Annotated in this window: 17 protein-coding genes and 1 pseudogene; 6 read left to right on the top strand and 12 right to left on the bottom strand. The window is 63.3% G+C overall.

The window, feature by feature from the left end; translation table 11 throughout:
• The 12 genes and pseudogenes from LH128_RS14805 to LH128_RS14750 form a co-directional block, all read right to left on the bottom strand.
• Positions 1–321 (bottom strand): annotated as a pseudogene (locus LH128_RS14805) (IS6-like element IS6100 family transposase); the annotation flags it as partial.
• Positions 287–598, bottom strand: a complete 312-nt coding sequence (locus tag LH128_RS32795) for a hypothetical protein (RefSeq protein ID WP_086013074.1) — start codon at positions 596–598, stop codon at positions 287–289. The gene LH128_RS32795 and the pseudogene LH128_RS14805, both read right to left, overlap by 35 nt.
• Positions 599–1,112: 514 nt before the next feature.
• Positions 1,113–2,003 carry an MBL fold metallo-hydrolase gene (locus LH128_RS14795; RefSeq protein WP_008830456.1) on the bottom strand — a complete coding sequence of 297 codons (891 nt, stop codon included), beginning with the start codon at positions 2,001–2,003 and terminating at the stop codon, positions 1,113–1,115.
• A 20-nt stretch (positions 2,004–2,023) separates the two neighbouring features.
• Positions 2,024–2,614 carry a DsbA family protein gene (locus LH128_RS14790; RefSeq protein WP_008830455.1) on the bottom strand — a complete coding sequence of 197 codons (591 nt, stop codon included), beginning with the start codon at positions 2,612–2,614 and terminating at the stop codon, positions 2,024–2,026.
• 53 nt (positions 2,615–2,667) lie between these two features.
• Positions 2,668–3,297, bottom strand: a complete 630-nt coding sequence (locus LH128_RS14785; protein WP_008830454.1) for a DsbA family protein — start codon at positions 3,295–3,297, stop codon at positions 2,668–2,670.
• The gene (locus tag LH128_RS14780; protein WP_008830453.1) at positions 3,294–4,103 is read right to left on the bottom strand and encodes a TlpA disulfide reductase family protein; all 810 of its coding nucleotides are present in this window, start codon (positions 4,101–4,103) and stop codon (positions 3,294–3,296) included. The genes LH128_RS14785 and LH128_RS14780 overlap by 4 nt, the downstream gene beginning before the upstream one ends.
• Positions 4,103–4,885 carry a sulfite exporter TauE/SafE family protein gene (locus tag LH128_RS14775; protein WP_008830452.1) on the bottom strand — a complete coding sequence of 261 codons (783 nt, stop codon included), beginning with the start codon at positions 4,883–4,885 and terminating at the stop codon, positions 4,103–4,105. Before LH128_RS14775 ends, LH128_RS14780 begins: the two co-directional genes overlap by 1 nt.
• The gene (locus tag LH128_RS14770; RefSeq protein ID WP_008830451.1) at positions 4,882–6,114 is read right to left on the bottom strand and encodes an NAD(P)/FAD-dependent oxidoreductase; all 1,233 of its coding nucleotides are present in this window, start codon (positions 6,112–6,114) and stop codon (positions 4,882–4,884) included. Before LH128_RS14770 ends, LH128_RS14775 begins: the two co-directional genes overlap by 4 nt.
• Positions 6,111–6,545: a TIGR01244 family sulfur transferase gene (locus tag LH128_RS14765; RefSeq protein ID WP_008830450.1), complete on the bottom strand. Its 435-nt coding sequence runs from the start codon at positions 6,543–6,545 to the stop codon at positions 6,111–6,113. Before LH128_RS14765 ends, LH128_RS14770 begins: the two co-directional genes overlap by 4 nt.
• A gap of 18 nt (positions 6,546–6,563) precedes the next feature.
• On the bottom strand, positions 6,564–6,989 hold the full coding sequence (locus LH128_RS14760; RefSeq protein WP_008830449.1) for a DUF6691 family protein: 426 nt from the start codon (positions 6,987–6,989) through the stop codon (positions 6,564–6,566).
• Entirely contained in the window at positions 6,989–7,405 is a 417-nt protein-coding gene (locus LH128_RS14755; RefSeq protein WP_205499208.1) for a YeeE/YedE family protein, read from the bottom strand. The genes LH128_RS14760 and LH128_RS14755 overlap by 1 nt, the downstream gene beginning before the upstream one ends.
• A 20-nt stretch (positions 7,406–7,425) precedes the next feature.
• Positions 7,426–8,355: an MBL fold metallo-hydrolase gene (locus tag LH128_RS14750; RefSeq protein ID WP_008830447.1), complete on the bottom strand. Its 930-nt coding sequence runs from the start codon at positions 8,353–8,355 to the stop codon at positions 7,426–7,428.
• Between the two features lie 73 nt (positions 8,356–8,428).
• Here LH128_RS14750 and LH128_RS14745 point away from each other — a divergent pair, with 73 nt between their 5' ends.
• From LH128_RS14745 to LH128_RS14720, 6 genes are all read left to right on the top strand, one after another.
• On the top strand, positions 8,429–9,052 hold the full coding sequence (locus tag LH128_RS14745; protein ID WP_037519507.1) for a peroxiredoxin: 624 nt from the start codon (positions 8,429–8,431) through the stop codon (positions 9,050–9,052).
• Positions 9,052–9,459, top strand: coding sequence for an ArsR/SmtB family transcription factor (locus LH128_RS14740; RefSeq protein WP_008830445.1), 408 nt, complete (start codon positions 9,052–9,054; stop codon positions 9,457–9,459). The genes LH128_RS14745 and LH128_RS14740 overlap by 1 nt, the downstream gene beginning before the upstream one ends.
• A 70-nt stretch (positions 9,460–9,529) precedes the next feature.
• Complete coding sequence (locus LH128_RS14735; protein ID WP_008830444.1) at positions 9,530–10,033, top strand: DsrE family protein; 504 nt, start codon at positions 9,530–9,532, stop codon at positions 10,031–10,033.
• A 343-nt stretch (positions 10,034–10,376) separates the two neighbouring features.
• Positions 10,377–11,021 (top strand): recombinase family protein, encoded by a 645-nt coding sequence (locus LH128_RS14730; RefSeq protein WP_037519505.1) that lies wholly within the window; start codon positions 10,377–10,379, stop codon positions 11,019–11,021.
• Positions 11,021–12,682, top strand: a complete 1,662-nt coding sequence (locus LH128_RS14725) for an IS481 family transposase (protein ID WP_008830442.1) — start codon at positions 11,021–11,023, stop codon at positions 12,680–12,682. Before LH128_RS14730 ends, LH128_RS14725 begins: the two co-directional genes overlap by 1 nt.
• A complete protein-coding gene (locus LH128_RS14720; RefSeq protein ID WP_008830441.1) occupies positions 12,682–13,653 on the top strand; it encodes an ExeA family protein in 972 nt (323 codons plus the stop codon). The genes LH128_RS14725 and LH128_RS14720 overlap by 1 nt, the downstream gene beginning before the upstream one ends.
• The last annotated feature ends 438 nt before the right edge of the window (positions 13,654–14,091 follow it).

Below are 14,091 nucleotides of genomic sequence, written 5' to 3'. Positions count from 1 at the left end.
CGGCGACAGGTAGAAATCGATCGTGTCGCCCCGCTTGTCGACTGCCCGGTACAGGTAGGTCCACTTGCCCCGCACCTTGACGTAGGTTTCATCCAGGCGCCAGCTCGGATCAAAGCCACGCCGCCAGAACCAGCGCAGCCGCTTCTCCATCTCCGGGGCGTAGCACTGGACCCAGCGATAGATCGTCGTATGGTCGACCGAAATGCCGCGTTCCGCCAGCATTTCCTCAAGGTCGCGATAGCTGATCGGATAGCGACAATACCAGCGCACCGCCCACAGGATCACATCACCCTGGAAATGGCGCCACTTGAAATCCGTCATCGTTCCGTCCGTCCAATCTCCGCCAAGCATGCTCAAGCTTCACGATTTTTGCAACAGAGCCGTCAGCCCAGACATTCGAGGTGAACTCAGTCCTTATAGGATCGACTTCTGCGACAATCTGCTTGCGCGTGAATTCGTCCGCCCCGCCCTTCGTACTCAGAATTACAAGCCCCTTCAGAAATGCCTGAATATCATGGCCATCAACACGTCGCTCGATAGATGTCTGAATAGCTTGGATAATTTCAGGAGATAACTTCGCTTCTTCAAAGGTCTTCATAGCCCTTTAGACTTCGCCCCGCTCATGCGCCCCTTGGACGGCTCCTACAATTGGAGCCTAACATGCGCACCAGCAGCCTCAAGTCATTCAGCGGAAAAATAAAACTCATCATGGTCTATGTGATGATGAGAAACATGAAGTTTGATCGGTCAACAATGATGACGCGGCGGGAGTTTCTACAACTCGCCGTTAGTTTCGCAAATTGCATGTAAAAGTAGAGATAGGTGTAGCGGCTCGCAATGATGATCGCCCGGAACTGCAATATAGGGCGGTTTTCGGCTCGCATTGCGTGAGACGGATCGATGCGGGGAACGCACGCTCCGTGAGACAGAAACCACATTCGGTGCGACCGACGCGCAATGCTGATCCGTTGGCTTACGGACGGCAAAAAGCGGTGGTTAGCGCCCGGGCAGCTTTCCGAGCCGGCATGGTCGAATACCGCCGCCCTCCCTCCGAGGGTCATAACCGTTCGGTTCTGACACTTGAAACAGCAGCTGCCCTAGCGCGGACTGAGCTATGAAGCACCAGGTCCAAACCGGTTCAGAGGCACCTTGAGAAACGCCGTCCCACACTTGTCCGCATCCGGCAGCCGGCCGCCACGTATGTTCACCTGAAGCGCGGCGAGCATCAGGTCGGGTAGTGGGAGCGATGCGTCGCGTTTCTCGCGGGTCGCGACGAACTCGGCTTCGTCGATGCCATCGTGAACATGGATGTTGTCGCGACGCTGATCGGCGACGGTCGAGCGACCAAGTACGTCCCTGCCATCCTTGCCATAGTCATGCCCAACATAGGTTGCGGTTTCGGGTGGCAGATCGAGGATGGCGCGGATCGAGCACCACAGCGAATGAGCATCACCACCCGGGAAGTCCGCTCGGCTTGTGCCACTATCGGGAACCATCAGCGTATCGTGAACGAACGCGGCGTCACCGACGACATAAGTGATCGAGGCAAGCGTATGGCCCGGCGACAGCATGACATGAGCATCGAGCGTGCCGATCCGGAAACGCTCGCCATCCGCAAACAACCGGTCCCACTGGCTGCCGTCGACGGCGAGATCGGGCAGGCAGTAGATGTCCCGCCACAGCTTTTGCACTTCCACGACCTTGTTGCCGATCGCGGTTTTGCCACCGGTCTTGCCGGTGAGGTACGGAACGGCTGAAAAATGATCGGCGTGTGGGTGGGTGTCGAGCACCCATTCGACGGTTAGCCCCTTTTCGCGCACATAGTCGAGGATAAGATCCGCGTTTCGGGTCGCGGTCGCACCAGCGCGCGGGTCAAAATCCAGAACTGGATCGATGATCGCAGCCGTCTTCGTAGTGTCGTCGACGACAACATATTGGAAGCTACCAGTGCGCTCATCATGGAGCGACGCAACGGTCATACCATCGTGCTTATACTCGATCATGTTTTCATCCTCTCGCTCTGTTAGCTTTCTGCCCGCGCCCGCGCGAACAACCGCTCGAAATCACCCGGATCGATCGCGCCCATCACCAGCATGCGTCCGGCAAGAAAGCCCGGGGTGCCGGCCAAGCCGATCGAATAGGCCTCTTGGCCGTTCGCACGCAGGCGCGCCGCGACAGCCTGTGCATGCGAAGCAAGCCACGTCGTTGCGCTCAGCCAGTCACCGCCAGCGCCGATTACGACGTCCCGCAGCATGTCGTCGTCAATCGTACGGTTGTCGGCCATCAGCTGGCGATGGACGACCGGGTAGATGCCCTGTTCGGCACAGCTGAGCGCAACGCTCGCGGCACGTTCAGACGGTGGACCGAAGATCGGCCAATCCTTGTAGATGACCCTAATTTTGCCATCGCGTCGCACGGCCTCTTCCAACGCGGGGAAGGCGTGACGGCAGGCCGGGCAACGATAATCGGTGAAAACGGCAAGCCGCAACGTCGCGTCGGCAGGACCGTGCTCAGGCGAACTGCCGCCTGTCAGGATCAGGTCGGCGGTCGGACCAACGTCACGCCCAATCGGGGCGGTGCGCCGCAGCACCTGTCCGACCGCCCAGCCCCCCACGACTACAGCGCCGAGCCCGACCGCCTGCCTCCGACTGAGTGGCCCCGGCACGCTCAACGCCCTCCGGGCTTGCTGCGCGCCGTGGCGACGAGGCGGCGGAGCGCCGGCAGATCGACCGCGCCGGCCACGACCTGCGAGCCGACGATCAGCGCCGGCGTCCCATTGAACCCGATCGCTTCGGCAATCGCATTGGTGCGTGCGAGCAGCGCATCGATTTCCGCGCCACGCGTCTTCAGGTCACGTTGCAGACGCGGCCAATCCACCTTGGCTTTCACAGCAGCTGCCCTGATACCGGCGCTGTCGAGCCGCGCCGGCGAGGCAAGCAGCGCTCCATGGAAGGCGGCATGCCTGCCCTGCCACTGGCTCGCGACGGCCGCCCGGGACGCCTCACGGGAGGCGGGTCCGAATATTGGCCAATCCCGATACACGATCCGGACCTTCGGGTCGGAGCGAAGCAGCGCGTTCAGCACCGGCTCCATGCGACGGCAATAGGGGCAGTTGTAGTCGAAGAACTCGACAACGGTGACGTCATAGGCGGTGCCGGCCCGCTTGGGGGCTACGGGATCGTCGACGACTGCCTTGCGCGACAAATCAGGCTGCTGCTGCCCGACCGCAGGTGTCATCGGCACGGCGAAAGCAAGCGCGGCTAGAGCGCCGCGAAAGAGAAGGTTGCGGCGGTTCATCGGTGTTTCCTTGCCTTATCAATTCCATCGGCGAGCGCGGCGCGCGACAACTCTCCGAGCTGAAGCTGCACGATCGTGCCATTCGCGGCGACGAAGGCGGTTGCGGGATAGCCGGCGACTTCGAAGGCTCGGGAAAGCCTACGGTCGGGATCAAGCGCGACGTTGCCGGCACCGATGCCTTCGCGGGTAAGGAACTGGGTAACGGTCGCCGGCGCCTCACCCTGATCGGCGAGCAGAATCGGAACCTCTCCACGGCGCGACGCAGCAGCATCGAGCATCGGCAGCTCGCGCCGGCATGGGCCGCACCATGTCGCCCACAGATTGACCACGAAGGGACGACCCCGGAAACGATCAAGCGGGAGCGGAGCGCCGGATGGCGTCGTTAGGGCGAGATGATAGGGAAAGGGGCCGTAGGTCACGGGCGGGATCAGCGCCTGAAGCGTGAACCAGAGGCCGCCAGCTACGGCAAGCGCTGCCCAGCCTATCGCCAGAGCGCGCGTTCGGCCGAGCCGGAACGCCAGCGTTACCGCAGCGCCGGCGAGGCCGGCGACGGCCGAGAAGCCTCCCTGCCATATAGCTAGGATGGAAAGTGGAGCATCGGCGTAGCTCGCCCAATGCGTCGCGACATAGCCGATCCGGGCCGTCACCAGCCCGACGACAATAGCACTGGTCGCGACCATCGACACTCGCGGGAAGCGGAACCGTCCCGCCAGCGCCGTCAAACCGAGGAACACGGCGACGCACAGAACCGCCAATCCGCGATCGACCGCCATCATCAGCGGCCCGATGGCAATTGCGCTGCCCATCACAGAAACGCGCCTGCGCTCTTCCAGAGCATATAGGCTGCGACCACGAAGATCAGCATTGCGAAAACCGTGGTGAGCGTACTGCCCGTGCCCAGACGCTTAGCGATCCGCGTGCCGATCAACCCGCCGATAACTCCACCGCCGATGAAGGCGAAGGCGAGCGGCCAATCCACAAGCCCGGAGAACGCGTAGTTGGCAGCGGTCGTTAGCCCGAACGCGGTGACGGCGATCAGCGACGTGCCGACGGCGTTGAGGATCGGCATGCCCGTCGATCCAATCAGTCCGGGAACGATCAGGAAGCCACCACCGATGCCAAAGAAGCCTGAAAACAGTCCGGTGCCGAGGCCATAACCCAGCACCTTGGGCGCCTTCTCCCGGTTGCATTCTGCACCGGGATTACCAGCGTCACCCCGCCCGCGCAGCATCACAACGCCGACGACGATCATGACGAGCGCGAATAGAAAGAGGAGCTTGCCGCCATCGACGGCCTTGCCCGCGGTGGATCCGAGTAGCGCACCGATGACGCCGGCAGTCGCATACATGCCGCCGCACCGCCATTTTACGGTATGAGCCTTGGCATGACCGATCAGACCGGTCGCGGCATTGGCCGCCACGGCAAACGCGCTCGTACCGATGGCGAGGTGCGCGTCGGGAACGCGCACCAGATACACCATGAGCGGCACGGCGAGGATCGAGCCACCGCCACCGACGAGCCCGAGGGTGAATCCGACCAGGCTGCCGGACAAGGCGCCAAGCAGATACTGGATTGGTTCGAGGATCATGCCGCCTTGCCGATCTCGTGTGGAGCGGCCATCCACTCACGGCCTTTCAGCATGCCCTGCCAGTAGATCGGGGGCAGCATCCGCTCTTTCAGGAACCACGCGGTGCGCGTCGGACGCGTTCCGTCCAGCAGCCAGGATGGGAAGCTGGGCAGCAGCTTTCCGCCATAGCCGAACTCGGCGAGGACGATCTTACCGCGTTCGACCGTGAGCGGGCATGAGCCGTAACCATTATAATCGGCAACGGGGGGTCTGCCGTCGAGCGCGGCCAGCGCGTTGACTGCGACCACGGGCGCCTGGACGCGAGCAGCAGCGGCGGTCTTGGCGTTGCTGGTGCCAGCGGCATCGCCAAGGCCAAAGATGTTTTCAAATCGCTTGTGCCGCAGCGTAGTCTCGTCGACCTCGACGAAGCCGCTCGCAGCCGCAAGCGGGCTATTTGCGACGACCGCATGTGACACCTGAGGTGGCACGACATGGAGCATATCGAACTCACGTTCGATCCGCTCGGAGACGCCGTCCTGCTTGCGCTCGAACGTGGCGACGCGGCGATCGGCGTCGACCGCGACCAGGTTGGACTCAAGCCTGAGATCGATACCGTACTTCTCGACATATTCCATCAGCGCCGGGACGTAGGTCGGGACCCCGAACAGGGCTGCGCCGGCATTATGGAACTCGACGTCGATAGCTGGGAGAACGCCGCTATCCCGCCAGATGTCGCAGGAGAGATACATCGCTTTCTGCGGTGCGCCGGCGCACTTGATCGGCATGGGTGGCTGCGAGAACAGCGCCCGCCCCTGCCGCAATTCCTTGACGAGCTGGTAGGTGTAGGGTGCCAGATCGTAGCGATAGTTGGAGGTGACGCCGTTGCGGCCGAGAGCCTCAGGCAGCCCTTCGATCTTCTCCCACGCCAGGCGCAGCCCGGGCGCGACGACCAGAACGCGATAGGTCAATGTGTCACCGTCTTCGAGCTCGACCGTGTTACGGTCGGGGTCGATGGCAACGGCGGGCAACCGTACCCACTTAACGCCCTTTGGCATTATGTCGGATTCGGCCTTGCGCGTCTGTTCGGGAGTGAAGACGCCGGCCCCCACCATCGTCCAGCCGGGCTGGTAGTAATGGTCGGTCGCCGGATCGACGACCGCGATCGTCACTTTGGCGTTGCGCTTCAGAATGCTGGAAGCGGTCGCGATGCCGGCGGCACCGCCCCCGATGATGACGATGTCGTAGGTCATTGATCAGCCCTTTCGGAACGGCGCTTCAGCGCAGGCGTGAGATCGGCAAGGTCGTACCCGGCTGCCTTTGCTTGGTCGACGATCGTCGCCGGGTCGGCGCGATCGGCCTCGGCCAACGCCCACAAGGTCGCCGCGCGCGTCCCGCTACGGCAGAAGCCGAGCGTCGGCTGTGGCAGCGTGGCTAGCGCCTCCTTCATGCGATCCGCATCGGCGTCAGTCGCCTTGCCCGGTACGATAGGGACATGGGCAAACGCGAGACCGTGGTCGCCTGCCATTCGGGCCATTTCTTCCGCGCTTGGCTGGCCCGCCCCCTCGCCGTCCGGGCGGCTTGAGATGATCGAGCGATATCCTGCCTTCGCGGCAGCGGCGAGGTCGTCTTGCGTCAGCTGGGGGGCGGCAGAGAAGGACGAGGTGATCTGCTTGAAAGCCATGTGATGTCTCCTGTCTGATCAGGCCGAACGGCGGGAAGTGAATGCAAAGCGGTGGACGGCAACGCCGAGGGCCATTGCAGCGATGAAGACCAGTGCCGGCAGAGGCTGGATCGCCAGTGCGGCAATGGCGGGACCTGGGCACAATCCGACGATGCCCCAGCCTATGCCGAACAAGGCCGCACCGCCGATGAGGCGCCGGTCGATCGGCGAGGTGGCGGGCGTGTGGAATTGTTCGGCCGCGATCGGGGTCGAGCGACGCCGCACGACGAACCAGGCTATCGCCATCGGCAGGATCGCGCCTGCCATGACGAACGCCAAGGTCGGGTCCCACGCGCCGGTGACATCGAGGAACGCGCGCACCCGCGCCGGATCGATCATTCCGGAGATGGCAAGGCCGGCGCCGAACAGCGTCCCGCTAGCGAGTGAAATGAGGTTCTGGCGCATCACAGTATCACCCCGGACAGACGCATGATCGTGACCGTGACGACGCCGGTCGCCATGAACGTGACGGTCGCGGCGATGGACCGGGGCGACAGGCGGGACAGGCCGCATACGCCGTGACCACTGGTGCACCCGGACCCAAGCCGCGTTCCGATACCGACGACCAGACCGGCGACGGCAATCAGCGAAAGCGATGCCGGAAAGCTGGCTTTCACGCCCAAACTGGCCGCAGCAATACCCGCGCCCAAGGGCAGACCCGCGGTAAAGAGCAGCGCGAGGGCCCATGGTGGACCTCCATCGGTAAGACCCAAAACTCTTGCGAACATGCCGCTGACACCGGCGATGCGCCCGTTGCCCAGCAGCATGATCGCCGCGGCGACACCGATCATCAGCCCGCCGATGAAGCCTTCGAGCGGCATGGCATGGGGAAAGCCTGGCATCACAGCGCATCCAGCGGAATTTTGAGGTAGCGGGTGCCGTTGGCTTCCGGCTCCGGCAGATGACCACCGCGCATGTTCACCTGGATCGAGGGCAGGATGAGCTTCGGCATCGACAAGGTGGCGTCGCGACTGGTCCGCATCGCGACGAAGTCGTCTTCGCTGACCCCTTCGTGGACATGCACGTTGCCGACACGCTGTGCGCCTACAGTCGTCTCCCAGACATATTGGTCGCGACCCACCGCCTTGTAGTCGTGGCAGAGGAACAGGCGCGTCTCGTCCGGCAGCTGCATGAGCCGGCGGATCGAGCGGAATAGCTGGCGTGCGTCGCCACCAGGGAAGTCTGCCCGCGCGGTGCCGTAATCGGGCATGAAGAGCGTATCGCCGGTGAAGACCGCGTCCCCAATCGCATAGGCCATGTCCGCCGGCGTATGGCCGGGCACGTGCAGCGCAATGGCGTCGATGTTGCCGATGGCAAAGCGGTCGCCGTCCTCGAACAGCCGGTCGAACTCGGAACCGTTGCGCTCAAAATCGGTGCCGGCGTTGAAGATTTTGCCGAACACGTTCTGAACCCGGATGATCTCACGACCGATCGCGAGCTGCCCGCCAAGCGCCTGCTGAAGATAAGGTGCCGCAGACAGGTGATCGGCATGAGCATGGGTTTCCAGCAGCCAATCGACCGTCAGTCCCTGATCCCGCACGTAAGCGATCACTGCGTCCGCCGACGCGGTTTTGGTCCGGCCAGCCGCGGCGTCAAAATCGAGGACGCTGTCGACGATCGCAGCCTTTTTCGTCGCCACGTCCCAAACGACGTAGGTCGCTGTGTTGGTAGGCTCATCAAAGAAGGACTGAACGACCGGCGATCCGGCCGCTTTTGCGCGTCTGATCTGGGCGTTGGCTTCGCTCAAAACCGGGTCCATGACCATCTCCATTTAAACAAACTCATGGTTTATGTAGCTGTGTAAGCGTATTGCGTCAACGGGGTGTTCGTGCCATTTGGGAGGAATGGAAATGATGGAAGCGAACATGCCGCGCTCGCTGCGCATCGGGGATGCAGCCCCGAACTTCACCGCCCGCACCACTCAGGGCGAGATTGCGCTCGATCAGTATCGTGGGCGCTGGATTGTGTTTTTCTCGCACCCTGCTGACTTCACGCCGGTTTGCACGAGCGAGTTTGTGGCCTTGGCTAAAGCGGCCCCTCAATTCGAGGAGCTGGATTGCGTATTGTTGGGGCTGTCGGTCGACAGCCTCTACTCTCATGTCGCCTGGCTTCGCGCGATCCACGACGTTTTTGATGTCGAGGTGCCGTTTCCGGTGATCGAGGATCCGTCGATGGCGGTTGGGTATGCCTACGGCATGCTCGACGAGCAGGCTGGCGATGCCTCAACGGTACGTGCAACCTACTTCATCGATCCCAAAGGCATTATCCGCGCACTCAGCTGGTATCCGATGAATGTCGGGCGCTCGGTCGACGAGATGCTTCGCACGGTCAGGGCGTTGCAGCGTTCGGCCGATGGCGAGGCCTATACGCCCGCTGACTGGCAGCCGGGCGACGACGTGCTCCTGCCTCCCGCTTTGCCGGGGAACGCAGGCGCCGACTGGTTTCACCAGACGAAGGCTGACCGGTGATGGCGATCTACCAGTCCCGCGCGCTTGCCGACGTTGCAGTCGAGAAGCTGCGCGTGTTCGCGCAGCCGCAGCGCCTTATGATCCTGTCCTATCTGCTGGGTGGCGAACGGCAGGTGGCGGACATCGAGGCGGCCACGGGCGTGACCCAACCAGCGCTCAGTCAGCAGCTTGCCGAGCTGCGGCGCGCCGATCTGGTGAAGACCAGGCGTGAGGCGAAGCAGGTTCACTACCGTCTTGCCGACGATGCAGCCGCACTGTGTGTGCGAACCCTGGAGGCGATGTTCGGAGCCGACGATCTGTCGGCTCCCCAAACGGCCCCGGCCCCCCGCCCAGTGCGACCGCGCGAGACGCCGTCCGTGGTTCGACCGCAAAACATCGGTGCGGCCGTTTTTGCGAGAGTTGGCTGATCATTTCGGCTGAAGAAGGAAAAAGCGGATGCGTATGCCAATCATTGCTCTTGCAGGATGCTTGTCACTCATGAGCAGCGTCAGTGCTTCAGCCGGCGTGCCTAGGCAGGCGGTGATACCGGGATATGGCGCGATCACACCCGTCGAAGGTGCTGCGGAACGGCCCGATCGCAAGTTGCGCTATCGCGTGCTGTTCAATGTGACCAAGGCCGCGGCAACGCCGGATAAAATCAATCCATCGCTGGAGAAGGTCGCCCGCTTTTTGAACCTGCTGGGCAACGATGGCGTTCGTCCAGAACAAGGCGATGTCGTCGTGATCGTCCACGGTCCGGCGACGCCCATCGTTACCGAAGATCGCGCCTATGCGACAAAGACGGGAGTAGCTGCGAACCCCAACCTTGCCTTAATTGAGGCGTTGAAAAAGGCGGGTGTATCCGTTCGGGTATGCAGCCAAGCTCTTATCGGAAACGGGATCGACCCCGCTACGGTAGGAAAGAGTGTCGAAACTGACGTGTCTGCGCTGACGACTATGGCGACTTTGCAACTGCGTGGTTGGGCACTGATCCCCGACTGATCACGCCGACACGTTTACTGTTTCGCCGTTCTAGTCCGTAACGCTGCTGGTGTCATAACCGGTCGGTTGTGACACCAGCAGACTACCATAGCTTTCGGCAAGTTTACGGTGCCACAATCCCGCATCAGAAAGCGTCCGCTTCCAGAAGCTCTGAATGCATCGGCTAAGCCGATAGTTGGCGAATTCTGCCGACCGTGCCGAAGTTGGCTCCGCAAGGAAAACGAGCGGTTTTCTCGCGGTCTGACAATGCCGGTCCCGGCAATCCGAAAAGAGCAAGAAAACCCGTTGTGAAAACCAGCGCCATCTTGCACCATGCCGGTAGTCTTTTCTGGCGGGGTACGCATTGCTCATTGGCTATATCCGAGTGTCCAAGTCGGACGGCACGCAAACGCTGGAGCCGCAGCGCGACGCGCTGTTCGCGGCCGGCATTGATCCGTCGCGCATCTATGAGGATATGGCATCGGGTCGCCACGATGCGCGGCCTGGCCTGACCGCCTGCCTGAAGGCGCTTCAGCCGGGCAACACGCTCGTCATCTGGAAGCTGGACCGCCTCGGCCGCGATCTGCGCCATCTGGTGACGACGGCGGAGGATCTCCGGTCGCGCGGGATCGGGTTGAAGGTGCTGGCAGGTGCCGGCGCGCAGATCGACACGACGTCTGCCAATGGCCGTCTCGCTTTCGGCATCTTCGCGGCGTTCGCCGAGTTCGAGCGCGAGTTGATCGCCGAGCGTACCCATGCCGGCCTTGCTGCGGCGCGCGCGCGCGGTCGCATGGGCGGTCGGCCGCGCAAGATGAACCGGGCGACGCTGACGATGGCGATGGCGGCGATGTCCGATCGAGGTGTCGTCGCGGCTGATGTCGCTAAGCGGCTCGGGATCACGACCACGACCCTGTATGTCTATGTCAACGGCGACGGCACCCCCAAGGCGCCGGGGCAGGCGTTGCTCGATGCGGGTCCCACTCGGCAACCGCAAAGCCAGGCTGCATAATGAGCGCGGGCGTCACGGTCCCCATCGAGGCGATCGTGACGCTCCGACGTCGTTTGGCGGCATTGCCGGCAAGGCATCCCGAGCGGCAGCCGCTGATGACATCGACCGCCGAACTCTACGACATCAGCCGCGCTACGCTCTACCGGCTGTTGCGCGGCGAGCGAAGGCCGAAGGACGCACACCGTGCCGATCGTGGCCTGTCGCGCACCATGCCTGCCGGCGAGATCGAATGGTGGTGTGAGGTCGTTGCGGCGATGAAGAGCCGCACGACCAACCGTCAAGGCCGTCGTCTCTCGACGAAGCGTATCCTCGAAATCGTCACCGAACACGGTGTCGAGACCCCCGATCGCGGTCTGGTGAAGCTGCCGGCAGGTCGGTTGGCTGCCTCGACACTCAACCGGCACATGCGGCAACGGGGATACGACACCGAGCGGATGACGCGCGAGCCGGCTGCGGTGCGCTATCAGGCCGAACGCGCCAACATGCTCTGGCATTTCGACATGAGCCCGTCGGATCTCAAGCAGTTGAAGGCCCCGACCTGGATCGATCCCGATCGTAATGGCGCGCCTACGTTGATGCTGTTCTCGGTGGTCGATGACCGGTCGGGCGTCGTCTACCAGGAATATGCGCTCGTCTATGGGGAGGATGCCGAGGCGGCGCTGCGCTTCCTGTTCCGTGCGATGGCACCAAAGGAGGACAATCCGTTTGGAGGTATTCCGGAGAACATCCAGCTCGATGGCGGCCCGGTCGGCAAATCGAGCGTGTTCAAGGGGGTCATGGAATGTCTCGGGATTACCGTCACTCCGCACATGCCAGCAGGGTCGGACGGACGCCGCACGACCGCGCGCGCCAAGGGGAAAGTCGAGCGCCCGTTCCGCACTGTCAAGGAAGCGCACGAGACGCTGTACCACTTTCACGAACCCGCCAGCGAGGAGGAGGCCAATCGCTGGCTGGCGCGCTACATCGCCACCTACAACAGCGGCGACCATCGTCGCGAGCCGCATTCTCGGATCGACGACTGGCTCGGCCACCTGCCCGATGGCGGCATTTGCGCCATGTGCAGTTGGGAGCGCTATTGCGCATTCGCGCGCGAGCCAGAGCGCCGCAAGGTCGGCCTCGACTGCCGGCTGACCGTCGCCGGCGTTACCTATGAGGTCACGTCCGAAGTGGCCGGCGAAACGGTTGTCGTCTGGTGGGGGCTGTTCGACCAGGAGCTATGGGTCGAGCATGGCGATGACCGATACGGCCCGTTCGATCCGGTCGGAGGGCCGGTGCCGCTGCATCGCTATCGCAAGCATCGCAAGAGCCGGCGCGAGGTCCGCGCGGATCGCGTCGATGCGCTGGCGACGAAGATCGGAATCCCTCGCTCGGTCTTGACGGGCGAGGACGACATCGTGGTGATCGGTCGCAAGCCCACCGATGGGATCGCACCTGTGCCGGCCCGGCCATTCGCCGATCCAGATCCGTTCGCCGAACTCACCTTCGCCACGCCGCTCAAGGCACGCTTCGCCATATCCGAGGAACTGCGCCTGCCGCTTGGCGGCCTTTGCGAAGAGGACCGCGCCTTCATCGACGCGTTGCTCGCGCGCACGCTGTCCCGGCCCGAAGTGATGGATGAAATCCGCAGGCGATTCCCGCCCGGCCACAGACGGAGCGGCTGATGCAGACCGAGGTGATGCGCTATTACGGGCTGGCCCGGCCCCCGGTCGATCTCGGCTTCTTCGAGACCGAGCATCATGCCCAGCTTACCCATGATCTGAAGACCGCGATCACAGGTGGTCGCCTGATCGCGCTTACGGCCACCATCGGCTCGGGCAAGACCGTGCTGACGCGGCGACTGCGCGAAGAACTAGAGCGCGAGGGCCGTGTGATCGTCTCGCGCGCGCTCAGCCTGGAAAAGGCCAAGATATCGGTGCCGCTGCTGGTTGCAGCGCTGTTCTATGATCTTTCGTCTGAGAAGACCGTCTCGATCCCAAGCCAATCGGAACGGCGCGAACGCGATTTGCAGGAGCTGTTTCGCAAGGCCAAGCGACCGGTCGCGCTGTTCGTCGACGACGCCCACGACCTCCACCCAAAGACGCTGACCGCGCTCAAGCGCCTCGTTGAGCTTGTCACCGAGGGCGGCGGTCAACTGGCCGTGATCCTCGTCGGCCATCCGAAGCTGCGCAACGACCTGAAACGCCCGCTGATGGAGGAAATCGGCGACCGGACGACCGTGTTCGAGTTTGGCGGCCTGCGCGATCGGCAGCGCGACTATATCGACTGGGCGCTGCGCACCGCACTGTCGCCGGGGATAGAACCCGATGCCGTGCTGACCGAAGACGCCGCGATCCTGCTCGCCGCCAAGCTTAAGACACCGCTCCAGATCGGCCGCCATCTCGTGCGCGCGTTCGAAGCCGGGTTCGAGGCCAGCGTGAAACCGATCGATGCCGCTACCGTAGAGGGTGTGCTGTCACGCCAGATTGACGACCTCGAACCCCAGCTTACCCGCCACGGCTACGATACGAAGAGCCTGGCGGACCAGTTCGACGCCAAGCCGGCGGAGATACGGCAACTGCTCCGGGGCGGGCTTGATCCGGCTCGTGCGCGCGAGCTGACCGACGATATGCGCGCGGCAGGATTACCGCTTTGACCGCCGTGTCCGCGATCCCGCGCCGCTCGGTGAACATCTCGCGTCCGTCGCATCGAATGTGATTTGCGTCTCACCGAACGTGCGCCGGCTGATCGCCAGCGTCTCACATAATTCAAGCGCGAAAGCCCCCTCTATTGCAGTTCCGGGCGATCATCATTGCGAGCCGCTACAGATAGGGGTCATCTCGCCTGCGGCGAGACCGGGCTCTAGTCGCCTACGGCTCCCGGAGCCCCTGCGGGTCTCCGCCCTTCGGGCTGCGATCCCTTGCCCGGGCGCCCTGCCCTCGTCGTCATCCGGCCTGCAACGGGCCTGAGAGGCCCTGCGTCGCGCGGGCGCACCCCTTCCCTCCACTCCAGCCCCCCACGGCGCTCCTGACCCACGCACAGCGCCAGTAGCCTGCGGCTGTTGTCGTCCCCTTCGGGGCCGGTTCTCTTGGCC

Origin of the sequence: Sphingomonas sp. LH128, from assembly GCF_000293195.2 — a bacterium.
GTDB classification, from domain to species: Bacteria; Pseudomonadota; Alphaproteobacteria; order Sphingomonadales; family Sphingomonadaceae; genus Novosphingobium; species Novosphingobium resinovorum_A.
The sequence above is the reverse complement of the archived record's forward strand: the minus strand, read 5'-3'. Positions and strand labels throughout refer to the sequence as shown.

What these genes read in the sequence shown, in the direction of transcription:
- LH128_RS14755 (WP_205499208.1), bottom strand. Translation starts at nt 7,405, where the DNA reads ATGCCGCTCGAAGGCTTCATCGGCGGGCTGATGATCGGTGTCGCCGCG.
- LH128_RS14745 (WP_037519507.1), top strand. Translation starts at nt 8,429, where the DNA reads ATGGAAATGATGGAAGCGAACATGCCGCGCTCGCTGCGCATCGGGGAT.
- LH128_RS14765 (WP_008830450.1), bottom strand. Translation starts at nt 6,545, where the DNA reads ATGGCTTTCAAGCAGATCACCTCGTCCTTCTCTGCCGCCCCCCAGCTG.
- LH128_RS14795 (WP_008830456.1), bottom strand. Translation starts at nt 2,003, where the DNA reads ATGATCGAGTATAAGCACGATGGTATGACCGTTGCGTCGCTCCATGAT.
- LH128_RS14740 (WP_008830445.1), top strand. Translation starts at nt 9,052, where the DNA reads ATGGCGATCTACCAGTCCCGCGCGCTTGCCGACGTTGCAGTCGAGAAG.
- LH128_RS14735 (WP_008830444.1), top strand. Translation starts at nt 9,530, where the DNA reads ATGAGCAGCGTCAGTGCTTCAGCCGGCGTGCCTAGGCAGGCGGTGATA.
- LH128_RS14770 (WP_008830451.1), bottom strand. Translation starts at nt 6,114, where the DNA reads ATGACCTACGACATCGTCATCATCGGGGGCGGTGCCGCCGGCATCGCG.
- LH128_RS14780 (WP_008830453.1), bottom strand. Translation starts at nt 4,103, where the DNA reads ATGGGCAGCGCAATTGCCATCGGGCCGCTGATGATGGCGGTCGATCGC.
- LH128_RS14760 (WP_008830449.1), bottom strand. Translation starts at nt 6,989, where the DNA reads ATGCGCCAGAACCTCATTTCACTCGCTAGCGGGACGCTGTTCGGCGCC.
- LH128_RS14750 (WP_008830447.1), bottom strand. Translation starts at nt 8,355, where the DNA reads ATGGAGATGGTCATGGACCCGGTTTTGAGCGAAGCCAACGCCCAGATC.
- LH128_RS14725 (WP_008830442.1), top strand. Translation starts at nt 11,021, where the DNA reads ATGAGCGCGGGCGTCACGGTCCCCATCGAGGCGATCGTGACGCTCCGA.
- LH128_RS14785 (WP_008830454.1), bottom strand. Translation starts at nt 3,297, where the DNA reads ATGAACCGCCGCAACCTTCTCTTTCGCGGCGCTCTAGCCGCGCTTGCT.
- LH128_RS14720 (WP_008830441.1), top strand. Translation starts at nt 12,682, where the DNA reads ATGCAGACCGAGGTGATGCGCTATTACGGGCTGGCCCGGCCCCCGGTC.
- LH128_RS14775 (WP_008830452.1), bottom strand. Translation starts at nt 4,885, where the DNA reads ATGATCCTCGAACCAATCCAGTATCTGCTTGGCGCCTTGTCCGGCAGC.
- LH128_RS32795 (WP_086013074.1), bottom strand. Translation starts at nt 598, where the DNA reads ATGAAGACCTTTGAAGAAGCGAAGTTATCTCCTGAAATTATCCAAGCT.